The sequence below is a fragment of the Micromonospora sp. NPDC005806 genome (assembly GCF_042871425.1).
Classification (GTDB): Bacteria; Actinomycetota; Actinomycetes; order Mycobacteriales; family Micromonosporaceae; genus Micromonospora.
Window position 1 is genome coordinate 1 of record NZ_JBIAIL010000102.1, and the last position, 1,465, is coordinate 1,465.

Consider the following 1,465-nt stretch of genomic DNA (forward strand, 5'->3'; position numbering starts at 1 on the left):
CTGATACGAAAATCGGGCGGTCGTGGTGATCAGGTCAGGCTGTTTGTGTGCGTTGGACCGTGACTTGGTAGCCGAGTTGGTGGAGTTGGTCGATCAGTCGTCGGGTCTGCCTGGCCTTGGCGTGCGGGTTGAGCCGCTCGACGAAGTGCTCGGCGCCCAGGTCGTGGTAGGCGATGTTGCGGCTGAGCATGATCCACACGGCGATGAGGACGGAGTGGCCGACCGCGACGAGGGCACGTTTCTTGCCACGGCGGCTGGCAATGCGCCGGTAGCGGGCGGCCAGGTAGGTGCCCTTGGTGCGGGCCGCGGACACCGCGATCTGTCCGAGGACGGCCTTGAGCCACGGATCGCCGTGGCGGGTGCGGCCGGGCTTGTTCGTCGCGCCGGACTGGTTGTTGCCCGGGCACATTCCGGCCCAGGACGCCAAGTCACCGGGGGTGGGGAACCGAGTGGGGTCAGCGCCGATCTCGGCGAGGATCACCTCGGCGGCTCGGCCGCTGGCGCCGGGGATGGTGGCGATCAGGTCGAGCTGTCTGCGAAAGGGCCGTACCTGCTGATCGATCTGGCTGCTCAACCGGGCTTCCATGGCCACGCAGGCGTCAATACGGTCGAGCATCGCGCGGGTCAGGAACGCGTGGTGGGTGGTGAATCGGCCGGTCAACGCCTCGGTCAGCAGGGGGCGTTTGCCGCGCATGCTGCCCAACGCCAACTCGGCCAGCACGTGCGGGTCGCGTTCCCCGGCGATCAGCGCCTCCAGCATCGCCCGGGCGGACTTGCCCATCAGGTCCGACACGACCACGGACAGCTTGATCCCGGCGTCTTCGAGGAACTTCTCCAGCCGTTGGATCTCCCGGGTGCGTTCCCGCACGATCTCGGTGCGGTAGCGGGTCAGGTCCCGCAACTGGCGGATCGGTTCGGGCGGCACGAAGCTGGGTCGGACCAGACCGTGCTCCACCAGCTCAGCGATCCACTCAGCGTCCTTGACGTCGGTCTTGCGGCCCGGCACCGCCTTCATGTGCCGGGCGTTGAGCAGCCAGCACTGCATGTCATGTTCCAGCAGATAGAACACCGGCTTCCAGTACGCGCCGGTGGCCTCCATGCCGACCACCGTGACCTGCTCGGCCAGCAGCCAGTCCCGCATCGCGAGCAGATCATTCGTCATGGTTGAGAACGTGCGCACCTCCCGGCGCCGACGCCGCCCCGCACCGGGAACCCGAATGCACACCTTCACATCGGCCTTGCTGATGTCGACGCCCGCGCAGCGTTCGTGGACCACATCCATCGCCGCCGCCCTCCTTCCCACACCGGGCAACGAGCCGCCGGCGGGGACCTCACAGGGCGAAGAGTCTGATACGCGTGCTCGAAGCAACAGTTCCGGGTGCCTGTCGATCAGATCCCCAGCGTCCTACTAACCCACGGGCTCGGACAGCGCCAAGACGGTACGACGTCAGCCGGACGGCCCTAG

1 protein-coding gene is annotated in these 1,465 nt (G+C 67.2%); it reads right to left on the reverse strand.

Translation table 11 applies throughout. The features are described 5' to 3' along the window. Nucleotides 1-34: 34 nt before the first annotated feature. Entirely contained in the window at nucleotides 35-1,282 is a 1,248-nt protein-coding gene (locus ACFYOS_RS36405) for an IS110 family transposase (RefSeq protein ID WP_387151908.1), read from the reverse strand. Nucleotides 1,283-1,465: the final 183 nt, after the last annotated feature.

Bases quoted from the DNA above. Each gene is read 5' to 3' on its own strand.
- ACFYOS_RS36405 (WP_387151908.1), bottom strand. From the start codon at position 1,282: ATGGATGTGGTCCACGAACGCTGCGCGGGCGTCGACATCAGCAAGGCC.